At 69.9% G+C, this 24,702-nt stretch carries 22 protein-coding genes; 4 read left to right on the forward strand and 18 right to left on the reverse strand.

Features of this window, described 5'->3' with window-relative positions; genetic code table 11:
* Window positions 1-10 precede the first annotated feature (10 nt).
* The 4 genes from AC0662_RS30385 to groES form a co-directional block, all read right to left on the reverse strand.
* Window positions 11-247 (reverse strand): helix-turn-helix domain-containing protein, encoded by a 237-nt coding sequence (locus AC0662_RS30385; RefSeq protein ID WP_478304924.1) that lies wholly within the window; start codon window positions 245-247, stop codon window positions 11-13.
* A gap of 242 nt (window positions 248-489) precedes the next feature.
* Window positions 490-939: a GNAT family N-acetyltransferase gene (locus tag AC0662_RS30390; RefSeq protein ID WP_452203004.1), complete on the reverse strand. Its 450-nt coding sequence runs from the start codon at window positions 937-939 to the stop codon at window positions 490-492.
* Between the two features lie 895 nt (window positions 940-1,834).
* A complete protein-coding gene (groL, locus tag AC0662_RS30395) occupies window positions 1,835-3,454 on the reverse strand; it encodes a chaperonin GroEL (RefSeq protein ID WP_452203005.1) in 1,620 nt (539 codons plus the stop codon).
* Window positions 3,455-3,595: 141 nt separating this feature from the next.
* Complete coding sequence (gene groES / locus AC0662_RS30400; protein ID WP_130384566.1) at window positions 3,596-3,892, reverse strand: co-chaperone GroES; 297 nt, start codon at window positions 3,890-3,892, stop codon at window positions 3,596-3,598.
* A gap of 280 nt (window positions 3,893-4,172) precedes the next feature.
* Here groES and AC0662_RS30405 point away from each other — a divergent pair, with 280 nt between their 5' ends.
* Window positions 4,173-4,787 carry a peptidoglycan-binding domain-containing protein gene (locus AC0662_RS30405; RefSeq protein WP_452203007.1) on the forward strand — a complete coding sequence of 205 codons (615 nt, stop codon included), beginning with the start codon at window positions 4,173-4,175 and terminating at the stop codon, window positions 4,785-4,787.
* A gap of 10 nt (window positions 4,788-4,797) precedes the next feature.
* Entirely contained in the window at window positions 4,798-5,952 is a 1,155-nt protein-coding gene (locus tag AC0662_RS30410; protein WP_478304927.1) for a class I SAM-dependent methyltransferase, read from the forward strand.
* Here the strand turns inward: AC0662_RS30410 and AC0662_RS30415 are convergent.
* Window positions 5,942-6,898, reverse strand: a complete 957-nt coding sequence (locus AC0662_RS30415) for a zinc-binding dehydrogenase (protein ID WP_452203011.1) — start codon at window positions 6,896-6,898, stop codon at window positions 5,942-5,944. The genes AC0662_RS30410 and AC0662_RS30415 overlap by 11 nt on opposite strands.
* Before the next feature lie 54 nt (window positions 6,899-6,952).
* Between AC0662_RS30415 and AC0662_RS30420 the strand changes: the two genes are divergently transcribed.
* Complete coding sequence (locus tag AC0662_RS30420; RefSeq protein ID WP_452203013.1) at window positions 6,953-7,741, forward strand: AraC family transcriptional regulator; 789 nt, start codon at window positions 6,953-6,955, stop codon at window positions 7,739-7,741.
* Between the two features lie 326 nt (window positions 7,742-8,067).
* On the opposite strand, the gene AC0662_RS30425 is transcribed toward AC0662_RS30420, so the two are convergent.
* From AC0662_RS30425 to AC0662_RS30485, 13 genes are all read right to left on the reverse strand, one after another.
* Complete coding sequence (locus AC0662_RS30425) at window positions 8,068-11,988, reverse strand: S8 family serine peptidase (protein WP_478304929.1); 3,921 nt, start codon at window positions 11,986-11,988, stop codon at window positions 8,068-8,070.
* A 31-nt stretch (window positions 11,989-12,019) separates the two neighbouring features.
* The gene (locus tag AC0662_RS30430) at window positions 12,020-12,145 is read right to left on the reverse strand and encodes a hypothetical protein (protein ID WP_452203017.1); all 126 of its coding nucleotides are present in this window, start codon (window positions 12,143-12,145) and stop codon (window positions 12,020-12,022) included.
* A gap of 79 nt (window positions 12,146-12,224) precedes the next feature.
* Entirely contained in the window at window positions 12,225-15,068 is a 2,844-nt protein-coding gene (locus tag AC0662_RS30435) for a helix-turn-helix transcriptional regulator (protein ID WP_478304932.1), read from the reverse strand.
* Between the two features lie 63 nt (window positions 15,069-15,131).
* Complete coding sequence (locus AC0662_RS30440) at window positions 15,132-15,860, reverse strand: dienelactone hydrolase family protein (RefSeq protein WP_478304934.1); 729 nt, start codon at window positions 15,858-15,860, stop codon at window positions 15,132-15,134.
* The gene (locus AC0662_RS30445; protein ID WP_478304936.1) at window positions 15,860-16,306 is read right to left on the reverse strand and encodes a GNAT family N-acetyltransferase; all 447 of its coding nucleotides are present in this window, start codon (window positions 16,304-16,306) and stop codon (window positions 15,860-15,862) included. Before AC0662_RS30445 ends, AC0662_RS30440 begins: the two co-directional genes overlap by 1 nt.
* Window positions 16,303-17,358: a tRNA (adenosine(37)-N6)-threonylcarbamoyltransferase complex transferase subunit TsaD gene (tsaD, locus tag AC0662_RS30450; protein WP_452203023.1), complete on the reverse strand. Its 1,056-nt coding sequence runs from the start codon at window positions 17,356-17,358 to the stop codon at window positions 16,303-16,305. The genes AC0662_RS30445 and tsaD overlap by 4 nt, the downstream gene beginning before the upstream one ends.
* The gene (locus AC0662_RS30455; protein ID WP_478304938.1) at window positions 17,355-17,804 is read right to left on the reverse strand and encodes a GNAT family N-acetyltransferase; all 450 of its coding nucleotides are present in this window, start codon (window positions 17,802-17,804) and stop codon (window positions 17,355-17,357) included. Before AC0662_RS30455 ends, tsaD begins: the two co-directional genes overlap by 4 nt.
* A complete protein-coding gene (gene tsaB, locus AC0662_RS30460; RefSeq protein ID WP_452203027.1) occupies window positions 17,801-18,460 on the reverse strand; it encodes a tRNA (adenosine(37)-N6)-threonylcarbamoyltransferase complex dimerization subunit type 1 TsaB in 660 nt (219 codons plus the stop codon). The genes AC0662_RS30455 and tsaB overlap by 4 nt, the downstream gene beginning before the upstream one ends.
* 1 nt (window position 18,461) lies before the next feature.
* Entirely contained in the window at window positions 18,462-19,388 is a 927-nt protein-coding gene (gene tsaE / locus AC0662_RS30465) for a tRNA (adenosine(37)-N6)-threonylcarbamoyltransferase complex ATPase subunit type 1 TsaE (protein WP_478304941.1), read from the reverse strand.
* A complete protein-coding gene (locus AC0662_RS30470) occupies window positions 19,385-20,506 on the reverse strand; it encodes an alpha/beta fold hydrolase (RefSeq protein WP_478304943.1) in 1,122 nt (373 codons plus the stop codon). Before AC0662_RS30470 ends, tsaE begins: the two co-directional genes overlap by 4 nt.
* Window positions 20,507-20,512: 6 nt before the next feature.
* The gene (gene alr / locus AC0662_RS30475; protein ID WP_478304945.1) at window positions 20,513-21,682 is read right to left on the reverse strand and encodes an alanine racemase; all 1,170 of its coding nucleotides are present in this window, start codon (window positions 21,680-21,682) and stop codon (window positions 20,513-20,515) included.
* Window positions 21,683-21,697: 15 nt separating this feature from the next.
* Complete coding sequence (locus tag AC0662_RS30480; RefSeq protein ID WP_478304947.1) at window positions 21,698-22,339, reverse strand: HAD family hydrolase; 642 nt, start codon at window positions 22,337-22,339, stop codon at window positions 21,698-21,700.
* 74 nt (window positions 22,340-22,413) lie between these two features.
* Entirely contained in the window at window positions 22,414-23,655 is a 1,242-nt protein-coding gene (locus tag AC0662_RS30485; protein WP_478304949.1) for a GH12 family glycosyl hydrolase domain-containing protein, read from the reverse strand.
* A 234-nt stretch (window positions 23,656-23,889) separates the two neighbouring features.
* Between AC0662_RS30485 and AC0662_RS30490 the strand changes: the two genes are divergently transcribed.
* Window positions 23,890-24,702 (forward strand): META domain-containing protein, encoded by an 813-nt coding sequence (locus AC0662_RS30490; protein ID WP_478304951.1) that lies wholly within the window; start codon window positions 23,890-23,892, stop codon window positions 24,700-24,702.

Here is a 24,702-nt window from a genome sequence, read left to right on the forward strand (position 1 = left end):
CGATCTGTCACTACTGGCCAGTTCGGATCCCGTACTGCGCGATGTTCCGGTAGATCGTCGCGCGGCTCATCCCGAGTTCAGCCGCCGCATTCTTCATCGAAACCTCCGGACGTCCCAGAACACGGATGATTTCGTCTCGCCCGAACCGCTCGATCCGGCTCAGCCGGTGACTCGGCCCGGCCCCCAGTTCGCCCGGAAGATGCCGTACATCGATCACGTCCGTACGCCGCGCAGCCACCTTCGCCACGCGCTGTAACTGCTCTGACGGCCGGCGCCTGCCTCGGCTGGCTGTCCGACATCATCGGCCAACGAATCCAACAACGAGCAGCCCGCCCCGCATAACCAGCGCGCGGGCCGGCCACCCACCGGCCCGTTGCCCAGGCGAGGCTGTTGTTGGGTTGGGCTGTTGTTGGGTTGGGCTGTTGTTGGGTTGGGCTGTTGTTGGGTTGGGCTGTTGTTGGGTTGGGCGGCTGCTGGGTGGGGCTGTTGCTAGGCGGGGGCGTTGAAGCGGATGAGTTCGGTGGCGTGGGTTCCACCCCAGTCGATCGGTGTCCGCCCGGCCTCGATCCAACCCGCCCGGCGATAGAGATGTACGGCGGCGCCTCGGTTGTCGACCACTTCGAGTGACAGCTTCCGACCGAGCCGCGCCGCCGTCGTCACGCAGTACGCGAGCAACTCACGACCGATCCCCCGCCCGGTCGCTTCCGGGTCGACGTACAACCGCTCCACCTCGGCACCATCACCAACAGCCGTCAGTACAACGTGCCCGACAACCCGCTCGTCGACGACCGCAACCCAGCACCCCAACCGACTCTCCGGCGTCAACCACCCCCGAGGATCCGCAGGCCAGTTGATCGGATACCCCGCCCGCTCATACACCGCCCGCAACAACTCAACACAAACCTCAAGATCCCCGTCACCGCGCTCCCGAATCAACACCCACCCATCCCATCACCACCCCATACCCGCACCCGAACCCAGCCCCCAGTGACCGAGCACAGGCAATACCTTGTGCTCAGTCACCACACCCCTGCCCCACACCACTCACCACCCCAGCCAGACGCCCACGCCCCGGCGAATCGCAGGAACAACTCGTACGCCGCCACGCGCGCTGGTGCTGTCCGCGGACCCGGTCACGCGACCGGCGCTGAAGCCGGGGGCTTACCCGCGCGGCGGTGACTGTGCACAGGCAATTGCTTGTGCACAGTCCCCAGCCCCTGTCCACACCCACCATCACCCCCGGCCACACGTCCGCGGAGCGGTGCATCGCGCGATCAGCCCGTACGCCGCCGCGCTCGCGCGCCGGAAGACGGGGGGTTGCTCAGGCTGCGGTGACTGGAGACAAGCAATTGCCTGTGCTCAGTCACCACACCCTGTCCACAGTCCCCATCACCGCCGGCCAGATGTCCGCGGAACGGCCCAGCGCACGAGCAGCCAGTACGCCGCCGTACTCGCGCGCCGGAAGGCGGGGGCTTGCCCGCGTGGCGGTGGGTGGGGACAGGTTATTGCTTGTTCAGGGGCCCTGGTTGTTGTGTTCGCGGACCGTTTGCGGCGTTGTCGGCAGGCTCGACGAGAGCGGCGGTGGGGGAGGCGGGGCGGGGCGGGGCGGGGCGGGGCGGGGCGGGGCGGGGCGTGGCGGGGCGGGGCGGGGCGGGGCGGGGCGGGGCGGGAAAGCAAGCACCGCCCGGCTGGTCGTGGGGACCTGCCGGGCGGTGCTTTGTGTGCTGTGCTGCCTGGCTGGGGTGGACAACCCCTGCGAGGCGGTGGTGCGTGCCTGGCGGGGGTGGAGACCCCTGCCGGGCGGTGCTGTCGGACTGCTGCTTACTGCCTGAGGTCAGTGACCGTGGCCGTGGCCGTGGCCGGCTGCGGCGGGCTCTTCTTCCTCGGGCTTGTCGACCACCAGGGTTTCGGTGGTCAGCAGCAGGGCGGCGATCGAGCCGGCGTTGGCGAGCGCGGACCGGGTCACCTTGACCGGGTCGAGGACGCCGGTGCCGAGCAGGTCGCCGTACTCGCCGGTGGCCGCGTTGAAGCCGTTGCCGGGCTCCATCTCGGACACCTTGGCGACGACGACGTAGCCCTCGTAGCCACCGTTCTCGGCGATCCAGCGCAGCGGCTCGACGACGGCCTTGCGGACGATCCGGACACCGGTCGCCTCGTCACCGTCGAGCTCGAGCTCCTTGTCGAGCACGGTGGCCGCGTGGACGAGAGCGGAGCCGCCACCGGCGACGATGCCCTCTTCGATCGCGGCCCGGGTCGCGGACACGGCGTCCTCGATCCGGTGCTTCTTCTCCTTGAGCTCGACCTCGGTGGCCGCGCCGACCTTGATCACGCAGACGCCACCGGCCAGCTTGGCCAGCCGCTCCTGCAGCTTCTCGCGGTCCCAGTCGGAGTCGGTGCGCTCGATCTCGGCCTTGATCTGGTTGACCCGGGCCTCGATGTCGTCGGCCTTGCCGGCGCCCTCGACAACGGTCGTGTTGTCCTTCGAGACGACGATCCGGCGCGCCGAACCGAGCACCTCGAGGCCGACCTGGTCGAGCTTCAGCCCGACCTCGGGGGCCACGACCTGCGCGCCGGTGAGGGCGGCCAGGTCCTCCAGCATCGCCTTGCGGCGGTCACCGAAGCCCGGCGCCTTGACGGCGACCGAGGTGAAGTTGCCGCGGATCTTGTTCACCACCAGGGTGGACAGCGCCTCGGCCTCGACGTCCTCGGCGATGATCAGCAGCGTCTTGCCGGACTGCACGACCTTCTCCAGCAGCGGCAGCAGGTCCGCGATCGCGGAGATCTTGCCCTGGTGGATCAGGATGTACGGGTCCTCCAGCACCGCTTCGCCGGCCTCGGCGTCGGTGATGAAGTACGGCGAGATGTAGCCCTTGTCGAACTGCATACCCTCGGTGAACTCGAGCTCGGTCCCGAAGGTGTTCGACTCCTCGACGGTGATCACACCGTCCTTGCCGACCTTGTCGAACGCGTCCGCGATCAGCGCACCGATCTCGGCGTCGCGGGCGGAGATGGTCGCGACGTGGGCCATGTCGCCCTTGTCGTCGACCGGCTTCGCGGTGTCCACCAGCTTGCCCGACACGGCCTCGACAGCCGCCTCGATACCGCGCTTGAGGCCCATCGGGTTGGCGCCGGCGGCGACCGCCCGGAGGCCCTCGTGCACCAGTGCCTGCGCCAGCACCGTCGCGGTGGTTGTGCCGTCACCGGCGATGTCGTTGGTCTTGGTGGCGACCTCCTTGGTGAGCTGCGCACCAAGGTTCTCGAACGGGTCGTCCAGCTCGACCTCACGGGCGACGGTGACACCGTCGTTGGTGATGGTCGGGGCGCCCCACTTCTTGTCCAGGACGACGTAGCGGCCCTTCGGGCCCAGCGTCACCTTCACCGTGTTCGCGAGCTTGTCGACGCCGCGCTCCAGGGCGCGCCGCGCGTTCTCGTCGAACTCGAGGATCTTCGGCATGAAGAAAACCAGTCCTTTTCTGAATGTCTACGTTGCAGGTGCCGAACGAACGCCGTTCCCGGCCGGGACGGCCCGGCAGGAACCCACTCCGCCCCGGCGCCAGTGGGCTCCGGGGCGGTGTCGGTCAGGAACGGTGGTTCGTCACTTGCTGACGACGGCGAGGATGTCGCGGGCGCCCAGGATCAGGTAGTCCTGACCGTCGTACTTGACCTCGGTGCCGCCGTACTTCGAGTAGATGACCTTGTCGCCGACGGCGACGTCCAGCGGGACGCGGTTGCCGTTGTCGTCGATCCGGCCCGGGCCGACAGCGAGGATCTCGCCCTCCTGCGGCTTCTCCTTGGCGGTGTCCGGGATCACCAGGCCGGACTTCGTGGTCTGCTCGGCTTCGAGCGGCGCGACGAGGACGCGGTCCTCGAGCGGCTTGATCGTGACCGACACTTGCTGACCTCCACGGTCGAATTCGCTTGTCTAATTCCCATGTGGTCGCGCTCCCCTGCCGTCGCGGGGGTCAAGGGCCGGACCGCTGGCACCCTCACTAGGAGAGTGCCAACACCGAATCTAGGCCGCGATTAGCACTCGGTCAACTCGAGTGCCAAAGGAATTCTCGAAGACGAACGGATTTCTTGGGTGACCGCCCCGGTACGGAATGTGGTCAAACACCGGCCGGCATGCGACCGTTCTCTCAGAGCGGTCTCAGGGACGGCCCCCAGGAGGAGCCATGGCGTTCAAGCTGCCGAAGCTACCGAAGCTGTCCGGCCGCACCGTCGCACTCCTCGCCGCGGTCGGCGCGGTGGCGGTCGGAGCGGTCGCCGCCAACGCCTCGAAATCCGACTCCCCGGCGGCCGGCGCGCCCGCAACGGCACCGGGCTCGAAGGCCGCGAAGGACGCCAAGGCCGCCGACCAGCCCGAGGAGTCCCGTAATGCGACCGCCGCCGAACTGAAGGCCGCGGCCGCGCTCCCGCAGTGCCGGGCCGCGCGGCTGGTCCCGGTGAACCGCAGCTGGGGCATCCCGATGCCGTCGATCTACGCCAGCGCCAGCACCACCTGCAACCTGATGTACGGCGACAACCCCTACCGCGGCTCCAACCGGTACGGCGACCCCGAGACCGCGATCCAGGTGCTCCAGCGCAACCTCAACTTCTGCTACGGCACCAAGCTGGCCGTCGACGGGCTCTACGGCACCAAGACCCAGGCCGCGATCAAGCTGGTCCAGCGCCGGCACCACCTGGTGGTCGACGGCATCTACGGCCCGAAGACTCGCTCAGCCATGAACTGGCGCCTCTACTCGATGGCCGGCCGCAGCTGGAGCAGGAGCTGTTCCAGCCCCCTCTAAAGTTGTCCGAGTGACTGTCACCGCACTGCTCGACGGACCGGGCGCCGAGGTCCTCGCCACAGCCTGTGCGGACTACCAGCCCGGTCGTGAGCTCCAGCTCGTCGAGAAGCTCAGACGCCGGTACGACGCAACGCTGGTCACGACTGCGGTCACGCAAGCCGCCTTACGCCACCGCGCCGTCGCCAAGTTCGGTCCGGACGCGCAGCGCATGTACTTCACCCCCGACGGCCTCGAGCAGGCCACCCGGACCGCTGTCGGCACCCACCGCGCCGCACGGATCGCAGCCACGCTCCCGGGCGCCGGCGTGGTCGACCTGGGCTGTGGGATCGGCGGTGACCTCATCAGCGCCGCACGCGCCGGTCTGCGCGTGACGGGCGTCGAACGTGACCCCGAGACCGCAGCCACTGCTCGCGCCAACCTGGCCGCCCTCGGTCTCCCGGGTGACGTGCTGATCGGCGAGGCGGAGTCGACCGACCTCACGCCGTACGACGTGGTGTTCGCGGACCCGGCGCGGCGGGCGGACGGGCGGCGCGTGTTCGATCACAACGCCTACTCGCCACCCTGGTCGTTCGTGACTGGGCTGCTGGAGCGGACTGCTTGCGTGAAGGTCGCACCGGGGATTCCGCACGACGCGATCCCCGACGGTGTCGAGGCGGAGTGGGTCAGTGACTCCGGTGAGGTGAAGGAGGCCGCGCTGTGGTCCGGCGCGCTCTCCACCGGCACCACACGGCGCGCCACTCTGCTGCCGAGCCAGGCCAGCGTCTCCAAAGCGCCGGACGCTGAAGTCGGGCCGGTCGGTCAGTACATCTACGAACCCGACGGTGCGGTCGTTCGGGCCGGTCTGGTCACCGCAGTGGCCGCCGCGGTGGACGGCTGGCTTCTGGATCCGCGCATTGCCTACGTCACCGCGGCGAAGTACGTCCCGACGCCGCTCAGCTCGGCGTACGAGGTGCTGGAGGAGCTGCCCTACAAGGAGAAGGCGTTGCGTTCCTGGGTGCGCAGTCAGGGCATCGGCACGCTGGAGATCAAGAAGCGCGGCGTGGACGTCGATCCGGCCCAGCTGCGCAAGAAGCTCGCGCCGAAGGGCTCGGCGTCCGCGACGTTGATCATCACGCGGATCGGCCGGGACGCTGTCGCCTACTCGTGCCGCCGCATCACATCCTGACGACCAGCTTCCCCGTCGCCTCGTCGTTCTCCATGGACCGATGCGCCGCGACGATGTCCTCCAGGTCGAACACGCGGTCCACATTGGGTGCGTAGACCCCAGCCTCGACCTCACCGACGATCCGCTGCAGCACGTCCGTCCGGCCCTTCATCGTCTCGCTGTGGAACGCGGTCAGCCGCGTACCGCTCGGGATCATCGCGATCGGCTCGAAGTTCTCGATCAGCCACCCGCTGAGCGAACCCGCGACGCACACCGTCCCGCCCGGAGCGACGAGACGCAACGACTCCACCGCCGTCCGCGCCCCGACCAGATCCAGCACGTACGACGGCCCGTCCGGCCACGGCAGCGCCAACGGTCCACCGTCGTCGATCACCACGTGGTCCGCCGTCAGCGCACCGGCCTTGTCGGGCCGCCGTGTCGTCACCGCGGTCGCAACGCCGTACCCACGCGCGATCGACGCGGCAGCCATCCCCACCGACGACGTCCCGCCGCGGATCAGCAGCCGGCCGCCCGCCTCGATCCCCACCGCCTCGAGCGCCCCGAACGCAGTCAGGTACGTCTCCGGCAGCGCGGCCAGCACGTCCCACGCCAAGGTGCTGTCGAGCGGCATCAACGATGCGTTCGGCAACAACGCGTACTCCGCATAACCCCCGTCGTACTGCCGTCCCATCTCCCCCATCACCGCCGCGACCGTCGCCCCTTCCGGTACGGCGGGATCGGTCGACACCGCCACGACTCCGACGCATTCGATGCCGAGCACCCGCGGAAACGTCACGGTCGGCGAGTGCCCCTGCCGGGTCCGCAACTCCGACCGGTTCAGCCCGGCCGCTCGCACCCGCACCAGACTCCAGCCGTCCCGAACCGCCGGCACCGGCAACTCGCGAATCTCCAGCACCTCGGGACCACCTGCGCGGGCACAGACCGCGGCACGCATCGTCGCATTCATGCGTCCACAGTGCGTCGAGTACCGCCTGGCCGACCACCGATAGAATGCCAAGCTATGCCCGTTGGCCGCCAACCCGTCCGGTCCGAGCTGTTCCCGTCCGCCGGGGCTCACCGCTGGACGTCGGGCGGCACGAGCTCCGTGCACACCCACGACGAAGGACACCTCGTGTACGCCGCCCGCGGCGTCCTGACCGTGCACACCGACGAAGGCACATCGATCGTCCCCGCGAACCGGATCGCGTGGACCCCGGCCGGCTCCGTGCATCACCACCGCGCCCACGGCGAGACCGACATGCGCATCGTCTTCCTGTCGGCCGCGCTGGCCAGACGAGTCCCGAACCACCCCGCGGTCTTCCTGGCCTCCGGCCTTGCGCGGGAGGTCCTGCTCGCCCTGACCAGCCGCCACCTCGACGACCAAGCCCGAGCCCGCCTGCAACGCGTCCTCGTCGACGAGCTGCATGAAGCGACGGAGCAGCCGCTCCAACTCCCGGAGCCGCAGGACGACCGCCTGCGCACCATCGCGAACCTGCTGCACGAGAACCCTGCCGACAACACCCCGTTGGCAGAGCTCGGCCGCAGCGCCGGCGCCGGGGCGCGCACGCTCAGCAGACTGTTCCGCAACGAACTCGGCATGACCTTCTACGAGTGGCGCACCCAGCTCCGGATCTACCATGCTCTCGTCCTGCTCGCCGGCGGCCACGACACGACGTACGTCGCACACGCCTGCGGCTGGGCGAACCCGAGCGGCTTCATCACAGCCTTCGCGGCCGTCGTCGGCACCACACCCGGCCGGCACCGGGCCGAGCAATCCGGACTTGCGCTCGACCTGTATTCGAACATATGATCGATCTCGCGTGCGGGTCTCCGGGTGACTTGCCGACGGGCGAGGTGCTGCGTCCGTTGCTGCGCTCCCCGGAGACCCGCCACTAGTGTCCTGAGTCGGAGGTTCGGCGAGTGATTTCGGCGCCGTCGAACCTCCGACTCAGGACACTCACGTCCGTTCACAAAACTGCAGTGCACCGTTCATCTCGGTTCGGCAGCCTGAAGCGTGGAACCGGTTGGCCGCTGACCGTTCGCCTGGGGAGCAAGCGGTGCGCGTCACCCCCGGGCCTTTGTCACCCCGCAGTGGGTGCGCAGCCGTCGACCAGCCACGCACCCACCGCGATCACCTCACTTAGGACGCTGAACTGTCACCGTCCGGGCCGGCTGCGCACCTCCGTTCCCACGGATCGTCAGCGTCAGCTGTGACACCCCGTCCGGCCAGGTCACGTCGACCGGGATCGTCGTCCGCCCCCGCTTCGCCAGCGTGCCGGAGTCCACCGGCACGGAAGCCCACCGCGGCTGCGGTGTGATCGGGTCGGGCGTGGCCACCGTCATCACGCTGGTGCTGGCGAAGAACGTCGTGATCAGGTTGCCCTGCGGGTCGAGATCCACCGAGGTCCCGGGACCGCCAGCGATGGAGTACTCCGGAATCGTCATCGACGACTGCTCCGCGCAGGTCGCCGGGTCGATCTGCCGGTAGACGGACTGGTTGTGCCCGAGCCCGTCGCCGAACTCCTCGGTGTGCGACCAGAGCGACTGCGACACCGGGTTGAAGCCGAGCCCCGAAGCCTGCCGCGGATACATGCAGCTGGCGAGCAGCTCGCCCGGATCGGCGTGCCCGAAGCCGGTCAGCGTCCGGATCTGCGCCTGGAACCCACCGATCTGGTTCTGCGCCGTGGTGAAGAACCGGTCCTGGTCCGCGTCGTACGCGAGCCCGACCAGCTGCACCTCCGCACGGTAGCCGGTCCGCATCAGCGACACGTTCGCCGGCGCCGCCGGGTTGACGCAGGCGATGTCCGTGGTCACCCGGTACAGCGTCATGCACAGCATCGACCGGTCCGGCACCCAGGCGAGGTCGGTCGCGACCGTCAGTGCGTCACCCGCCCCGACGGCCTTGGCGATCGGAGCCATCGGGATCACCGCACCGGTCGGGTCACCGCCCGCGGTCACCTGGACGATGCTCTGCCCGAGCAGGTCCGTGACCCAGTACTGCCCGTCGACCTCCTCGACCGCGTTCGTCGCCTTGCCGAACAGGATCTTCGACAGCTCGGTGCCCGGCGTCGCCCCGGCAGTACCAGGGGCCGACAGCCGCGCCCGCCAGTTCAGCGGACCGTCGCCGTCGTTGCGCAGCGCAACCTCGACCGGCTTGCCCGCTCGCGGCGAGACCGTGGAGGGCACGTTGATCACACCGCTCGACAACGTCGTCCGCAGCGCCAGCTCCTGCCGATCGGCCGTCAACTTCACGGCCTGGTCCGGCACCGCGTCGTACCCCGGCTTGGCCAGCACCGACAGCTTGTACTGCCGACCGGTCATCAGCTGGAACCGGTACTTGCCTTGGGCATCGGTCATGACCCGTTGGGCGAGCCAACCGTTCTGGTCGCGCAGGTCGACATTCGCGTTCGGCACCGGCTTGCCGGCCTTGTCCACGACCGTGCCGTTGACGAAACCGTTCGCAGGCAGGCTGAAGTGGATCTGCCGCTCACTGGACAGCACCGGCTCCCAGTTCGAGTACGTGAACTCGGTGCGGTCGGCGGCGCGCCCGTCCGGACTGTGGTCGCTGATCTGCACGATCGTCTGCAGGCCGGTCTGCAGCGGGTCGGCCGGGTCGAGACCGCGGTACGCGAACACGATGTCGCCGCGTTCGTGCAAGGTCACCTCGTAGCTGAAGTGAATGTCCTGGCCGATCACCGAGTAGTTCCGGAACTCCATCGTGAAGGTCCGGTTCGGCGCGGTCCCGCTGGTGCGGGTGAACAGTTGCGCCTGCCCGTCGTCGAAGTTCGCACCGAGCCGCGGGGTCAGCCCGTAGTTCACGGTGTTGTACCCGAACTCGTCGTACGGGTAGGCGTCAGAGTTGAACGGCGTGGTCCAGAACCCGACCTGCGCGATCCCGCCGGGAGCCATGTACGCCGTGTCGTACGCCTTCCCGAAGTACGTGAACCGGAACGGCAGCTTGACGGCCGTCGAGTCATAGACCTGCGGCTTGGTGACCTCCTGCGAACCCTCGATCCAGTTCGTCGGCTCCAGGCCACAGGTGTAGCCGTAGCTCCCGCCCCACCAGCCGTCCGCGCTCATCGGCTGGTCGGACCGCCGCCCGAGCTCGACGCCCGGAACCGTCGTGTTCGCAGCCACCTGAATCGTGCGGTACACCGGCACCGCACACCGGCCGCCGTCGTCGATCTTCACCGTGTAGCTGCGCGGCCCGGGCACGCCCTTCAGCGTGTACCGACCCTTCGCGTCCGCGGTCGCGACGTACTTCGTCCCGACGATCGTGACCGTACCGGCGAGCGGCCCGCCGGTCGTCTGGTCCGCGATCGACCCGGACACCGTGAATCCGTCGGTGTCGGCCAACTGGACATCGGTGGTCGTCGTCTGGTCGGCCGTCACCACGATGGTCGCCGTACCCGCCTTGTAGCCGAACGCGGTGATCGTCGCGGTGTAGCTGCCGACCGGGAGGTTCGCGACCGAGTAGTTGCCATCAGCATCGGTACGGGTCGAGCGCTGACCGGCCGATCCGGCCAGCGCCACGGCCGCGCCGGAGACCGCCGTACCGGTGCTGCTCGTGACCTTGCCGGCGATGGCGCCGGATGCGCCCGCGTCGACCGCCTCGACCAGGGCGAGCGCGTCCAGGCGGCCCTCGCCGTACACGTTGTTGTCGGCCGCAGTGCCGCCACAGGTGGTGTCGTCGGCGTCCTGCGCGGTCTGGTCGAGCAGCTGCCGGATCCGCGCGACGTCACCGATCAGCTCCGGGTGCGCCGACAGCAGCAGGGCGACGGCTCCCGCGACGTGCGGTGCCGCCATCGACGTACCGCTCATGACCGCGTAGCGGCCGTTCAGGTAGCTGGAGCGGACCAGGTCACCGGGTGCGGAGATGTTCGGCTTGACCTCGCCGTCCTGGCCGGGGCCGCGGCTGGAGAAGCTCGCGATCGTGCCGTCCTCGCTGTAGGCACCGACGGAGTAGTTCACGGTCCGGCTGCCCGGACTGCCGGCGGTGTTGCAGCCAGGTCCGTTGTTGCCGTTGCTCCAGACACCGAAGATGCCCGAGTCCGCCCACGCCTGCTGGATGTCCTCGAGGAACGGCTCGGTGGTCGGCTCGGTGGAACCCCAGGAGTTGTTGACGATGTTCGGCCGCTTCGACGGGTCCGGCGCGCTGCCGTCCTGCTTGGTCGGCGCCAGCATCCACTGCGACGCCTGCAGCAGCGTCTCGTCCGACGCGCAGCAGCCGTTCGCCTCGATCCAGCGTGCGCCGGGCGCGACACCCGGCTGGTTCACGCCGCCGTCGTCACCGACCATCGTGCCCATCGTGTGGGTGCCGTGGCCTTGGTGGTCCGTCGGGTACTGCGAGGCTCCGGACGTGTCGAGCCAGTTGTAGTCGTTGCTGAACGAGCCGTCCGCGTTCGTACCGCGGTACTGCTCGACGAGCGCCGGGTGGCTCAGCTCGGTGCCGGTGTCGATGCTGGCGATGGTGATGCCGTCGCCGCGGGCGCCGTACTTCTGCCAGACCTGGTCGGCCTTGATGTTCCGGACGCCCCACTCGGGCCCGGTGGCGGCCGCGGCAGCCTTCGTCTGCACCGGCTCGGCCTGCTTGTACGACACCGGCGCGAAGATGCTCTGCACCGACGGCGCGGCGCTCAGCGTCTGCGCCAGCGTGAAGTCACCGTTGTGCACGCGGATCGCGTTGGACACCCAGTACGACGTGTAGTCCACGTGGGCCTTGTCCAGGATGGCCCGGGCTCCGGCCTGCGCGTCCTTGGACGCTCTGCTGAGCCGATCGACGACGTACGTGCCGCGCTCGGTCCAGTCGCGGATACCGGAGGCCGCCGAGGTGTCGGCGGCGGAGTCGAACTTGATCCAGAAGTCCTGCGGACCGGTGCTGTCGGCAGTGAACTTCTGCTGCAGGGACTTGGCGATCTTGTCCGGACGGATCGGTGCCGGGCCGGCGTCGGTCCGGGCCTGCGCCGACGGTACCTGGACCAGCGCCAGGGTGAGGGTGATGACGAGCAGGAAAAGCAGGAACGCACGACTTCGGCGGAACTCGGCTGATCTGTTCATGGGCGGGGGAACTCCCTGGTCGAGTGGGCGGTCAGAGCGGCTCGTAGTCGTCGGTGCCGGCCGGCACGTCGGGCTCGGGCTGCTCGTCGGAGGCATCGGCCGCGGCCGGCTCGGATCCTTCGTCCGTGGACGCCCGCGGCTTCTGTGGATCACGCATGCCAGCAGTCAACCCAGGCGGACCGTCCGGTGGGGGCTCGGACCGAACCAATCTCGACCCAACACCGCACCAATCTGAACTACAGCAGTCCCGCCTCTCGCGCGGCCGCCGGGATCTCCTGGCGCGAGCTCAGCCCGAGTTTGCGGAGCGCCGACGACAGCTGGGACGAGACGGTGTGCGGCGAGCGGAACAGCGCCTCGGCCACCTCGCGGTTCGAACGGCCTTCCGCGACCAGACGGACGACTTCGAGTTCACGGGGCGAGAGCTGATCGCCGTACCCCTTGCGGCCGCCCCACCAGGGTCGGCTGCGTTTGACGCCGTGCTCCGTCAGCACCTGCAGGATCCGGGTCGCGTCGGCACGCGCACCCAACGCCGCGAGTCCGTCGAAGGTCGCGGTCAGCAAGGCCAACCCGTCGGCGGTCCGGCCAGCGACGAGGTCGCAGCGTCCGGCCTGCTCCTGGACCAGCAGAGCGGCGTACGGGCGCGGCAGTTGTTCCCACGCTCGGGCGGCCTCGCGGTACGCCGTACGCGCGCGTTCGAAGTCACCGGATGCCGCCGTGACCAACGCCGTACAGGTGGCGACCGCGGCGGGTGAGCTCAGCGAACGCTCGGCCGGTACTCCGCGCCGGAAGTCAGCCGTCAGCTCGGTCGCGTCGTCGAGCCGGCCGACCGCAGCCAGCGCGGCGACCCGGACGGGCACCAGCTCGTTCGCCCACAGCCAGGACTGTTTGGTGTGGATGATCTCCATCGCCGGATCGGTGAGGCGTACCGCTTCGTCCGGCCGGCCGTCGGCGAGCGGCCCGATCGCGGCCAATGCTGCGACTTCCGCCGTCAGTGACGTCGGTGCGAACTGCCAGACGCCCCGGACCGCCTCGTCGAGCCGGGTCATCTCGTGCCCCGCCGCGTGGTCGAGCCAGAGCGCGACGAGCAGCGCCTCGACCCTGGTGTTCGCCTGGATGTCCTCGTTGTCGGCCAGCGCGGCGGCTCGTTCGGCCAGCCCGTCCCAGGCGCCGGTGTGCCAGTCGAGCCGGGCCTGGTTCAAGGCGATCAGGTCCGTCATCCGCACGTAGCCGCGCCCCTCGGCCAGCTCGGCGGCGCGATCCAGCATCGTGCGCGCTTCCCGGTACCGACCCCACAACAGCGCCACGTCGCTCAAGTTGATGTTGCCTCGGGCAAGGTCATCGCGCTGCCGCGGATCGGTCACCTCGTCCGGGAGCTGGTCGAGCTGATCCCACCCGGACGGCTCGCCGAGCCCCAGCAACCCGACCGTGTGGTCGACGAGGAACCGCGTGCCTTCGGCCGGATCGTCCAGGCGCACCAACTCGCGCGCCCGCCGCAGCCAGCCCAGGTGCCGTGACGCCGGCCACCGCGTCCCGTGCGGTACGCCGAGCATCAACATCGCCCGCATCGACGTGGTCCGGTCCTGCGCCAGATCCGGTACGGCGAGTTCGAGCTCCCGCCGCGACCCGGCGAAGTCGCCGGAGTTGCTCAACGCCCGCGCGAGCTGGAACCGCAACGCGCCACGGGCCTCGTCAGGACACTCGTCGAGCGCGGCTCGCAACGCTTGGATCAACGCGTCGTACCGCTGCTCCCCCACGACCGCGCTGTAGGTGATCTTCGCCGCGATCCGCGCCAGTTCGGCACCGTCCAGTTCCGCCTCGAGCGCGAGGTCGAACAGGTACCCGACGGACGTGGTCTCGTCCCCGGCCGCGAGCGCCGCATCGGCCGCCTGCTCGGCGTACCGGCGCCAGCGCGGGAGCTCGCGGGCCGCCTTGAAGTGCTCGGCCAGTTGCGCGGCCCGGCCCCGCGACTCCAGCAGTTCCCCCGCCGCCCGGTGCGCGGCGCGCCGTTCGTGCGCGGGAATCTCGTCGTACACCGCCTGCCGGACGAGCGCGTGCCGGAACGCGACCCCGGTCCCGCGTTCCTCGAGCAGCTGGACGGCGAGTGCCGCCGACACCCCGTCGTACGCCGGCCCCTGGGCCAGCCCTGTGATCGCGACCAGACCGTCGACGTCGACCGGTTCGCCGACGACTGCCGCGGCCCGCAGTACTGCCTGCGCCGGTCGCTCGAGATGCGCGAACCGTTCGAGTACGCCGTCGCGGATCCGGGCCGGGACGGTGATCTGGTCGAGCTGTCGCCGTACCCAGGCGCCGTCGCGACGGGTCAGGTCGGCGCGGGCGTGCAGCAGGCGGACGGTCTCCTCCAGCGCCAGCGGTACGCCGTCGGTCCGCGTTCGCAGGAAGCCCGCGAACGCCTTGGAAACAGGCGGTTCCGCGAGCATCGACGACACCAGCGTCGCGGTCTCGCCGACGCTCAAGCCGTCGAGCCGGACCCGCACCGCGCCCGGCACGATCCGCAGCCGCGGTACGTCGGGAGTCCGGCAGGTGATCACCAACGACAGGGACGCGGCCGGCCGGGTCTGCAGGTACAGCAGCAGATCGACACTCGCCGGGTCGGCCCACTGCGCGTCCTCGACGACCAGCAACGAGATCCCGAGCGCGTCGATCAACTCGCCCAGCGCGCGGAACAACCGGTGCCGTGCGGCGGCCGGATCGTCCAGCGGCTCCGGGCTCGGCGGCAGATGACCGATCCACTCCGGGAACACCGACCGCAAGGCCCCGGTCAGCGGGCTCAGCGACAACCGCCGGACGTCGTCGACCGCCGCCCGCACCGCGTCCACCACCGCGGCCAACGTGAACGGCTGGCTGTACGGCGGACATGTGACCAGCAGCGTGGTCCGCTCGACGCCCCGCAGGACCTCCTGAACCAGCCGGGTCTTGCCGATCCCGGCCTCGCCCTCGACCAGCAGAACCACCGGCTCGGGGGTGTCCAACGCGTCCCGGACCATGGCCAGTTCGCGGTCCCGGCCGACGAAGCGGGGCGCGAGAATGCCGCTCGTCGGCTCGCTGTCCGAAGTACGCATCGACCGGCCACCTCCCGCACGGAGTCGGCGCAGCCTAACAAGCAGCGCGCGTCGGCGCCTGTCCTATCGAGTCGCGACCTCGTCGGCCACCCGGAACCGTTCCTTCACGGGCAACCGGAACCGCGCCATCGCGATGCTCGCCACCCCCGACGCCACGTGAGCGACGCCAGTCTCGGGCAGCCGCTCGCTGCCACCACCACCCTGGGTTTCTCGGACGAAGTCGGCCACCAGCCGGTCCCAGTCCTTCGGCCGCCGCAGCATCGCGTGCCCCTCGCCCTCGAGCAGGTACGTCGTCACCGCCACGCCGGCCGCCCGCAGCCGAGCGGCGTACGCCGTGGTTCCAGCCGGGTCGGTCATCGTGTCGTCGGTGCCGTGCACGAACGTGACCGGTGGACGCAGCGCGACCAGCGGTTCGTCGCGCGGCAGCCACGGAGCCAGCGCGAGCACTCCCGCCACCCGAGGATGGTCGCCGGCGGCAACAACGGCTCGTCCACCCATCGAGTGCCCGATCAGGAAGACGCGCGAGACCACCGACGGGAGCGCGTCCAAGACGGCTCGCAGATCGGTGGCGGCATCACCGTCGTCGTTCCAGCCGCGGAACCGATACCTCAGCAGCCCGATCGCCACGTCCGGTCGCGCCGACCGCGCGGCCAGCGCGAACGGCCACATCCGGAGCAACGCCGGCCGCCACAGGTGCGGGTCGGCGTGGGAGTGCTCCTCACCGCCGTGCGCGAGCAGCACGAGATCGGTCGCACCGGCCGGGTGCCGGACGAGGTCGACACCCGGGCGCATCACGGCTGCACGTACAGCTCGGTCGGATCCTGGCGGATCGCCATCATCCGGCCCGGCGGCGTCTCGGTGAAACCGTACGAACGGTAGAGCTCGTGCGCATCGGCGGTCGCCAGCAGGACCTGCCGCAGACCCTTCAGGTCCGGGTGCTCCAGCAAGGTCGACACCACGAACCGCCCCAGACCGTGCCCGCGATGCGACTCCAGCACGAACACATCGGCCAGCCAGGCGAACGTGGCCCGGTCCGTCACCATCCGCGCGTACGCGACCATCGCACCGTCCGCGTCGTACACCCCGAGGTTCAGCGAACCCGCGATCGCGCGGTCCACCACGTCCTGCGGGATCCCCTGCGCCCAGTACGACGTACTCAAGAAGCCCTGCACCACGGCCGCGTCGATACGGGTCGCGTCGTCATCGGCCTCGAAGCCGTCGGGACCGGTCCACCTCACTTGTTCAGGACCTCCGTGACCGGCATCGACGAGTCGGCCGGCAGATCCAGCGGTGACGGCGCCCGTCCGGCCCGGACGAGCTCCGAACCGAGCGCCGCGACCATCGCCCCGTTGTCCGTGCACAACCCCGGCCGCGGCACCCGTACGGCGATCCCCGCCGCCGTGGCCCGCTCCTCGGCCATCGCGCGCAACCGCGAGTTCGCCGCGACACCGCCGCCGATCAGCAGGTGCTCGAACCCGCGCTCCTTGCACGCGTCGATCGCCTTCCGGGTCAGTACGTCGCAGACCGCCTCTTGGAAGGCCGCCGCGACGTGGTTCACCGGCACGTCCTCGCCGTCGCGCCGCTTCGCCTCGACCCAGCGCGCGACCGCGGTCTTCAACCCGGAGAACGAGAAGTCGAACCGGTGCCGCTCGAGGTCCCGCTGCGACGTCAGCCCACGCGGGAACTTCACGTACAGCCGGTCGCCACCGTCCCGCGCCGCCTTGTCGATCCACGGCCCACCCGGGAACGGCAGCCCGAGCACCCGGGCCACCTTGTCGAACGCCTCCCCGGCCGCGTCGTCGATCGTGCTCCCCATCGGTACGACGCCGTCGGTGATGTCCTCGACCGCGAGCAGCGACGAGTGCCCGCCGGACACCAGCATCGCGACACAGCCCTTCGGCAGGTCACCGTGCTCCAGGGTGTCCACCGCGACGTGCGCCGCCAGGTGATTCACGCCGTAGATCGGCTTGTCCAGCGACAGCGCCAGACCCTTCGCGGCGGCGACACCGACCAGGAGCGCGCCGGCCAGTCCCGGGCCGCTGGTCACCGCGACCGCGTCCACGTCGGTCGGTTTGATGCCGGCCGTCTCGCACGCGCGGCGGATGGTCGGAACCATCGCCTCCAGGTGCGCCCGGCTGGCCACCTCGGGCACGACCCCGCCGAACCGGGCGTGCTCCTCGACACTGGACGCGATCGCGTCGGCGAGCAGCGTCTGCCCGCGCACGATCCCGACGCCGGTCTCGTCACACGACGTCTCGATCCCCAGGATCAGGGGCTCATTCGCACTCATACTGTCTCCCGCCACCGCATGATCACCGCGTCCTCGCCGGCGCCGTAGTACCCACGTCGCCGGCTGATCTGTTCGAAACCGAATCCCCGGTACAGCCCGATCGCCGATTCGTTGCTCGCCGCAACTTCCAGCAACACCGTCCGGCCGGCGCACCGGGCCAGCGCCGCCGACATCAGCTGCCCACCGATCCCGGTCCGCCGTTCCGCCGGGGTGACCGCGATCCGCAGTACCTCGACGACGTCCTCGGCGACCGGGGGCAGCAGCAGGACGACGTACCCGACGGGCTCGCCCTCGTCCGCCACCAGGATCACGCGGTCCTCGGACAGCCGCTCGAACTCGTCGGCCCAGGCGACCGTACTCCAGGCGCCCGGCCCGAAGCACACCTCGTCCAGGGCGACGAGCGCGGGCTGGTCGGCCGGCACCGCTGCCCGGATGGCAGGTCTCACAGCACGCTCTTCGGCCCGCCGGACAGCGTGACGTCCGGCCGGCGCAGGTACAGCGGCTCGGGTGCGACCACCTCGAGCGTCTTGGTCGCCACACCCGTCGCCAATACCTCGGCCGACGGGTACTCCGTGACGTCGACGGTGGTCACGCCGAGCACGTCGGCGTACAGGACCGCTCCGCGGCCGATCACCGGCAGACCGGACAGCACGTGGGCGACCTCGGCCGGCTTGTCGACCGCGGGACCTTCGAGCCGTCGGCGGCTGCCGTCCGCGGCCGGGCCGTCGTACAGCGCCCAGTAGATCTCCTTGCGCCGCGCGTCCGTCGCGACCGCGACGGGCAGCGTCATCGCCGACTGCCGGGCCAGGACGTCGAGGCTGCAGACACCGGAGACCTCGATCCCCAGCACCTCACCCATCGTCCGGGCGGTCACCAGGCCGACCCGCAGCCCGGTGAACGGGCCGGGTCCGACGCCGACCGCGATCCCGGTCAGGTCGCGTGGCGTGACGCCGGCGGTCTTCAGCGCGGACTCGATCGCCGGGGCGAGCAGTTCGCCGTGCCGCAGCGCATCCACGGTCGTCGACGAGGCGACGATCTCACCGGCCGGCGTGGCCAGCGCGACGGTGACGGCGGCACTCGAGGTGTCGAAGGCAAGCAGCATGTCAGTTCTTCTCCAGTACCGATACCCGGACGCCGGACGCTGCCCAGCGCGGGCCGACAGGGGTGATCCGCAGCGCGCGGGTCTCGTCGGTGTCGTCGTCGCCGCGGGTCACCACGACGTCCAGCCGGTCCGGCGCCAGCGCCTCGGCCAGCCCGTGACCCCACTCGACGACGGTGACCGCGTCCTCCAGGCTGGCGTCGAGGTCGAGGTCGTCCAGTTCCGCGAACCCGCCGATGCGGTACGCGTCCACGTGGACCAGCGGCGGCCCGTCGACCAGCGACGGATGCACCCGCGAGATCACGAAGGTCGGCGACGTGATCGCACCCCGCACCTTGAGCCCAACGCCGAGGCCCTGGGTGAACGTGGTCTTCCCGGCCCCGAGGTCACCGGACAGCACGAGTACGTCGCCCGCGCGCAGCTGACCGGCCAGTTCCTCGCCGATCGCCTGCATGTCGTCGGCCGTCGGCACCGTTCGCTCGACCGGCATCGCCTTCGCGTAGATCAGGTTCGCACCTTGCTGGTCGACGATGGAGTAACCGCGCCGCCGCCAGAACTCCACCGTGTCCGGCAGCTCGACCCGCGCGATCAGGTTCACCCGCGCGAGCCCACGCCGTACGGCGACCTCCTCGGCGCAGCCGACCATCGCGGAGGCGACACCGCGGCCTTGGTACCGCGGGTCCACCGAGACGCGGCGCAGGTTCAGTACGTCACCGGCCTGCTCGAACAGCATCGCCCCCGCGGGCTTGCCGTCGATCCGGACCAGCAACCCACCGTGCTCCGCGACGGCGGCCGCGACCGTGGTCGCGTTCTCGGACAGCGCGGTCGAGGGCGGGTCGAGGACCCGGCGGGCGGAGAAGGCGTGATGGATCGCCGTGACGATCTCGTCAACGTGCTCAGCAGTTGCGTCTACGACGTGCAGGTCGGTCATGAGGGTCCCAGGGATTGTTCGGCTCGCTCGATCATGCCAAGGAGGGCCGCGGTGAATTCACGGTGGTGCTCGATCAGGCCCAGGTGACCGCAGTTCTTGACCTCGACGAGTTCGGCGCCGGGCACCCGCCGGACGATCTCCTCGGCGTGGTCGAACGGGGTCAGCGCGTCCTTGTCGCCACCGATGACCACGCACTCCACCTTCTGCAGCGGCTCCAGGGCCGAGTACTTGTCGTGCAGCGCGAAGATCGGGTAGAACTCCGCGATCACCTCGATCGGCGTCGCCGCGATCATCTCGTTGACGAACTCGGTGAACGCCGGCGGCACCTCGGACCCGAACGAGTACTTCCGGGTCAGCAGGTAGCTGAGGTCCGAACCGGCCTTCCGGCTGCGCTCGACCACCTCCGGGATCCGGGCCAGCGCCGCGACCGTCGGCGTCGCGAGCGCCCGCGCCCACATCCCGATCTTGCCCGGGAACACGATCGGGACCCGGTCCAGACCGCCCGCGCTGGTCGAGCACAGGCCGACGCCGATCACGCGGTCCCCGAAGAGCTCCGGGTGCTGCTCGGCCAGCGCCATGATCGTCATGCCGCCCATCGAGTGCCCGATCAGGATCACCGGGCCGGTCGGCGCGAACCGCTCGAGGATCCCGTACAGGTCCCTCCCGAGCTGGTCGATGCTGACGTTCTCCTGCGGCGACCGGCCGGAGCGCCCGTGCGAGCGGTGGTCGTAGAACACCATCGTGCCGATCCCGGCCATGTCCCGGCGCTCGAAGTGCCAGGCGTCCATGTTCAGCCCGTAACCGTGCGCGAAGATCACCGTCAGGTCTTCGGGCGGCACGGGAAGCTTCCGGCTGAGCCGGCGCTTCGGCGGCGGCGGTGCCGATCGCCGGGACCGCTTGAGTTCGTCAACCTCGACGTACAGCTCGACACCGTCGTCGGCGGTGAACACGTACGGCGTACCGTGCACCGAGCCGAACGGCTCGGCCTCGAGCTGCTTGCGCTGACCCGCACGCCGGCCGATCAGCTGACGCTCGACCGCCACTCCGGCCGCCGCGCCCGCGGCCAGCACTCCGACCGCGGCACCGATCAGGCCCGCGGTCCGCCCTGCTTTGGACACGCCGGTCTACCCTTCGTGTCGGGTGCTCGGGCCCGCCGCGCTGTCGACGTACCGGCGCGGAATGCGGGCGCCCAGACGGGTGACGATCTCGTAGTTGATGGTGCCCGCGGCGTCGGCCCAGTCGTCGGCGGTCGGCTCACCGGACGTCCCCGGGCCGAACAGCACGACCTCGTCGCCGGCGGTCGCCTGGTCGTCCTCGAGGTTGACCACGCACTGGTCCATGCAGATCCGGCCAACGATCGCCCGCCGCGCGCCAGCGGCCTGGACCGGGCCGCCGTTCGAGGCGTGCCGCGGCAGACCGTCGCCGTACCCGAGCGGGACCAGGCCGAGTGTCGACGGTCGTGGCGCCGTCCAGGTCAGGCCGTAGGAGACGCCCGCGCCGGCCGGCACCCGCTTCACCATCGCGAGCCGCGCCTTCAGCGTCATCGCGGGCCGCAGCCCGAGCTCCGCCGACGGCAACGCGTGCCCGAACGGCGAGAGTCCGTACGTCGCGACGCCCGGGCGGACCAGGTTGAGATGCGTCTCCGGCAGCGCCAGCGTGGCACCGGAGTTCGCCAGGTGCTTGAACTCGGCGTCGATCCCGAACGACTCCGCCACCTCGATCGCCTCGGTGAACGTCGCCAACTGGCTCTCGTTCACCGGGCTCTTCGGCTCGTCCGAGGACGCCAGGTGCGACCAGATGCCCTTGATCTCGATCCGCCCGGCCGTCTGTTCGCGCAGGGCGGCCCTGATCAACGCCGGCCACTCCTCCGGTACGGCGCCTCCGCGGGACATCCCGGTGTCGATCTTGAGGTGCACCCGCGCCGGCCGGTCGGTCACGCCGGCCGCCAGCTCGTCGATCTCCCAGGGCGCGCCGGCGGACAGGTCGATACCGGCCTCGATCGCGTCGGTCAGCGGCTCGCCGGGCGTGGTCAGCCAGCAGAAGATCGGCCCGGTGTCACCGGCCGCACGCAGCGCCAGCGCCTCCTCGAGCACCGCGGCCCCGATCCAGTCGGCACCGGCCTCCCGGGCGGCCCGCGCGACCGGGACCATCCCGTGCCCGTACCCGTCGGCCTTCACCACCGTCATCATCTGCGCACCCTCAGCGCGGGCACGCAGCGTGGTCACGTTGTGGCGGATCGCATCCAGATCGACGATCGCTTCAGCGCGGACGGGGCGTGACTGAGGGGTAGGCATGGTCCATCCAGTGTCTCAGGCGCCGTCGATGAGGTCAGCGAGGGCCGTCATGTCGTGGAAAACCGTGTTCGCATCGGAAAGTTTCGCGGGGTCCGTCATGCCGGCGTACCCGAAGACCTTCATCCCGGCGGCGACCGCGGCGGCGACCCCGAGCGGGCTGTCCTCGATCACCAGGCAGTCGACCGGCTTCACGTCCAGGGCGGCGGCCGCGTGCAGGAACAGGTCCGGCGCGGGCTTGCCGTGCGCGACGTCCTCGGCGCTGAAGATCCGCCCCTCGAACCGGGACAGGAAGCCGACCGCGGTGAGCGCCGTACGGATCCGCCGGTGAGTGCCGGACGAGGCCAGGCAGTAGGTGACGCCGCGGGCGTCCAGGTGATCGAGGACAGCCTCGACGCCGGCGATCGCCTGGAGCCGCTCGAACCCGGCGAACAACCGCTCGTGGTACCGGTTCTCGAGATCGGCCGGCAGCGGGCGGCCCAGCTGCGCCTCGGCCTTCTGCCGCATCGAGGCCATCGAGCCGCCCATGAAGTCCCGCACCGCCTCGTCGAACGTGTACGGCAGCCCCGCCTCGGTCAGCAACTCCGCCAAGATCGAGTTCGCCAGCCGCTCGGAGTCCACCAGTACGCCGTCGTTGTCGAAGATCACCAGTCCGGTCACGACAGAAACCCTAAACGCGCGGCGGCCACCGCGAGAACGCGGTGGCCGCCGGTGTCGCGAGAGCGTGCGGCGCCTCAGTTCTCCTGGATGGAGAAGTCGGTGAAGTCGAAGCGCTGCTTGGTGTTGCCGGTGGAGACGACCTCGACGCCGTAGTCGACCTGCCAGGTGGTGGCCTTCGGGGCCCAGCCCCGGGTCGACATGTCGTTGAAGAAGCTCGCCAGCGGCATCGTGCCGGACTTCTGCGTCTTCTGGGACACGTAGGCCGTGTAGCCGTTCTCGTGCCAGACGTCGTAGGTGAAGCCACCGAAGGTGACGGTGCCGACCTTGTTGCCGGCCGGGGTCTGGTTCTTGTTGTCGGTCCAGATCATCAGCTCGTTGTTCAGCCCGTCGCCGATCCAGATGTCGAACGCGACGTTGTAGATGCACGCGGAGCAGTTCGCGGGCGTCGTCGCCGCGAACTTCGCCGACTGGACCTTCGACAGCGGCACGTTGTTGTAGTCCTTGTGGACGTTCGGGTACGCCTGGACACCACGGTCACCCGGCAGGGGCTGGGTGACGTCGAGGAACCAGTTGTCGTAGTTGCAGGCGCTCAGGCTGTAGGTGCCGTTGCTGTTGTTCCACATGTTGTTGTGGACGTAGTACGCACCGAAGGTCCGGCCGTCACCGGAGTTGTTCGTCGACGTGGTGGTGAACGACGGGTTCGTGCAGGTCTTGCTCGGGCTCGTCGTCGAGGTCGGCGACGTGGTGGTCGACGTCGGTGCGGAGGTCGGCGCCGACGTCGGGGCAGAAGTCGGGGCCGTGGTCGGGGGCTTGGTGGTCGTGGTGGTCTGCGTCGGCGTCGAGGTCGGGGCGGACGTCGGCGGCTTGGTCGGGGTCGACGTCGTCGGCGTACCGGACGGGGAGGTCGTCGGCTGTCCCGGGGCGGCGGCGAAGTCGTAGTGGACGGTGTAGGTCAGCTTCGTGCCGGCGGCGTACTTCAGGCCGTCGTACCGCAGGGCGCGCAACCGGTAGCTCTGGTCGGTGCTGCGGCTCGGGTCGATGGACAGGATCGCGGGACCGGCCGCGGTCGCGGTGATCGCGGTCGGCTTCTGGCCGAAGCCGTGCTGGACCGTACAGCTGGAGGACGAATCCAGGACGCAGGATTCCACGCGTCCGACGCTCGGGAGGGCAGTCGTCGTGCTGTCCGCGGCGTTCGCGGTCGCCAAGGACGAGTCCTTGGACGCGTGCACGGCGATCGGAACCGCGACCAGTCCGGCGACCGCGAGGAGGGCCGCTGGGAGGATCACGCGACTCCGGGCAGTTCGGGTGGGGGGCATGCGGAGAGTTCCTTAGTTTGCTCGACGGGCCGCACTGCTGCCCCAGAACTCGCGTGCGGCCCTCAACTGTTCGATTGGATCCCCAGAGGGGCCAGGTCAGTGGCCTTGTCGTGCTGTTCGCTCTCGCGTACGGCGGTGACGTTATCGAACCGTGATCAGCGCTGCCAACCCCAGGTCCCAATTTAACTGTCCGTGCACCTGCAACGCGAGCGCTCTCCGCGGCGTCCTGAGAGTGTGAACAAACGGATGATCGCCCGCGCCGCGGCCGGCCTGTTGCTGGCCCAGTTGACGCTGACCGCGTGCGGCCAGAGCGCTGGAAAGGACAGCGCCGGACAGGACACCGGCAGCGAGCCGTCCCTGGCCGGGCGGACGTACCTCTCGACTGCGGTCACCGAGGACGGGAAACCGCGACCGCTGGCGCCGAAGACCCGGGTCCGGCTGCAGTTCACCGCGGACGGCCGCCTGGTCGCGGACGTCGGCTGCAACTCGATGCAGTCGAAGGTCTCGACAGCCGGCGGCAAGCTCACCCTCGACGGCGAGCTCGCCAGCACCGCGATGGGCTGCCCCGGTCCGCAGCAAGGTCAGGACTCCTGGCTGGCCAAAATCATCCAGGCAACGCCGACGTGGCAGCTCACCGGCGACAAACTCGCCCTCACTGCGGGTAGTACGACGATCGCGCTCACCGACCAGCAGACCGCCGTACCCGATGTTGCCCTCGATGGCACCAAGTGGGCGCTGTCCACGGCCATCACCGGCGAGGTCGCGTCGCACCAGGCCGACTCCGAGAAGGCCTGGCTGACGCTGAACGGCGAGCGCGTCACCGGGTCCACCGGCTGCAACGAGTTCCAGGGCGTGGTCGCGCGGTCCACCGGCAAGCTCACCTTCGGCGAACTGGCCACCACCCGCCGGGCCTGCGCCGGCGACGCCGCGAAGCTGGAATCCACGCTGCTGAAGGGATTGCACGGCCAGGTGAGCTATCAGGTCGACGGCTCGACACTGAAGCTTCGTTCCACGGGCGGCGGCTTGGACTTCACCGCGATACGCTGA

Source organism: Kribbella sp. NPDC043289 (assembly GCF_056436705.1).

Excerpts from the sequence above, each read along its gene's own strand:
- groL (WP_452203005.1), bottom strand. The coding sequence starts at position 3,454 with ATGCCGAAGATCCTCGAGTTCGACGAGAACGCGCGGCGCGCCCTGGAG.
- AC0662_RS30405 (WP_452203007.1), top strand. The coding sequence starts at position 4,173 with ATGGCGTTCAAGCTGCCGAAGCTACCGAAGCTGTCCGGCCGCACCGTC.
- AC0662_RS30415 (WP_452203011.1), bottom strand. The coding sequence starts at position 6,898 with ATGAATGCGACGATGCGTGCCGCGGTCTGTGCCCGCGCAGGTGGTCCC.
- AC0662_RS30420 (WP_452203013.1), top strand. The coding sequence starts at position 6,953 with ATGCCCGTTGGCCGCCAACCCGTCCGGTCCGAGCTGTTCCCGTCCGCC.
- AC0662_RS30425 (WP_478304929.1), bottom strand. The coding sequence starts at position 11,988 with ATGAACAGATCAGCCGAGTTCCGCCGAAGTCGTGCGTTCCTGCTTTTC.
- AC0662_RS30430 (WP_452203017.1), bottom strand. The coding sequence starts at position 12,145 with ATGCGTGATCCACAGAAGCCGCGGGCGTCCACGGACGAAGGATCCGAG.
- AC0662_RS30435 (WP_478304932.1), bottom strand. The coding sequence starts at position 15,068 with ATGCGTACTTCGGACAGCGAGCCGACGAGCGGCATTCTCGCGCCCCGC.
- AC0662_RS30440 (WP_478304934.1), bottom strand. The coding sequence starts at position 15,860 with ATGCGCCCGGGTGTCGACCTCGTCCGGCACCCGGCCGGTGCGACCGAT.
- tsaD (WP_452203023.1), bottom strand. The coding sequence starts at position 17,358 with ATGAGTGCGAATGAGCCCCTGATCCTGGGGATCGAGACGTCGTGTGAC.
- tsaB (WP_452203027.1), bottom strand. The coding sequence starts at position 18,460 with ATGCTGCTTGCCTTCGACACCTCGAGTGCCGCCGTCACCGTCGCGCTG.
- tsaE (WP_478304941.1), bottom strand. The coding sequence starts at position 19,388 with ATGACCGACCTGCACGTCGTAGACGCAACTGCTGAGCACGTTGACGAG.
- alr (WP_478304945.1), bottom strand. The coding sequence starts at position 21,682 with ATGCCTACCCCTCAGTCACGCCCCGTCCGCGCTGAAGCGATCGTCGAT.
- AC0662_RS30485 (WP_478304949.1), bottom strand. The coding sequence starts at position 23,655 with ATGCCCCCCACCCGAACTGCCCGGAGTCGCGTGATCCTCCCAGCGGCC.